Origin of the sequence: Streptomyces swartbergensis (assembly GCF_002148965.1) — a bacterium.
Lineage (GTDB): Bacteria > Actinomycetota > Actinomycetes > Streptomycetales > Streptomycetaceae > Streptomyces > Streptomyces swartbergensis.
The window spans coordinates 1-718 of the sequence record NZ_NGFN01000825.1 but is presented as its reverse complement, the minus strand read 5'-3'; the positions used below and the strand labels follow the sequence as shown (position 1 = coordinate 718).

The following is a 718-nucleotide window of genomic DNA, read 5'->3' as shown; positions in this document are numbered from 1 at the left end:
GGGGCGGAAGTGTTTCCTCATGAACAGTGCCGTGGCGGCGATGCAGGTGCTCGTCTCGCGACAGGACCGTTTTGACAAGGGCGGCCCGGTCATGGAAGCGGCTCGCGAGTTGGTCGGGAACGGCGTGATCACCTGCAAGGCCGACGACCACCGGGCTCAGCGGCCGGTGGTGAAGCCCGCGTTCCACCGCAGCCGGGTCGCCGGCTACACCGAGGTGATGCGCGAGTGTGTGGTGGAAGCGACGTCCTCGTGGCGGGCGGGCCAGGTGCTCGATGTCGGGACCGCGATGTACCGGGTGGCGGGGCTGGTGGTCGCGCGAACGCTGGTCTCCGCGCCCGCCGGCCGACAGGCGGCACAGGTGATGGCGGAGGCGCTTCCGGAACTTCTGCGGGGCCTGCTCCGCCGGATGCTGATCCCAGCAGACTGGGTCCACCGCGTGCCGACCCCGGCCAACCGGCGCTTCGACGCGGCGCGCGCACGCCTGGACGCCACCATCGGCGAGGTCATCGCCCAGTACCGGCAGCAGGAACAGGGCCGGCAGGACCTGCTCTCGCAGATTATGGTCGGGGACGAGGACAGCGGGCGCCGGCCTGGTGATGCCGAGGTGCGCGACCAGGTGATGTCGGTGCTGGCCGCGGGCGTGGAGACCTCCGCCTCGCTTCTCGCCTGGACCTTCCAACTCCTGGCTCGCCACCCTGAGATCCAGCACAGACTCTGG

The 718-nt window shown here is 70.3% G+C and carries 1 protein-coding gene; it reads left to right on the top strand.

From position 1 onward, the window contains the following. Positions 1–19: 19 nt before the first annotated feature. Positions 20–718, top strand: a 699-nt coding sequence (locus CA983_RS44560; protein WP_279628526.1) for a cytochrome P450, incomplete at its 3' end; no start/stop codon positions are given.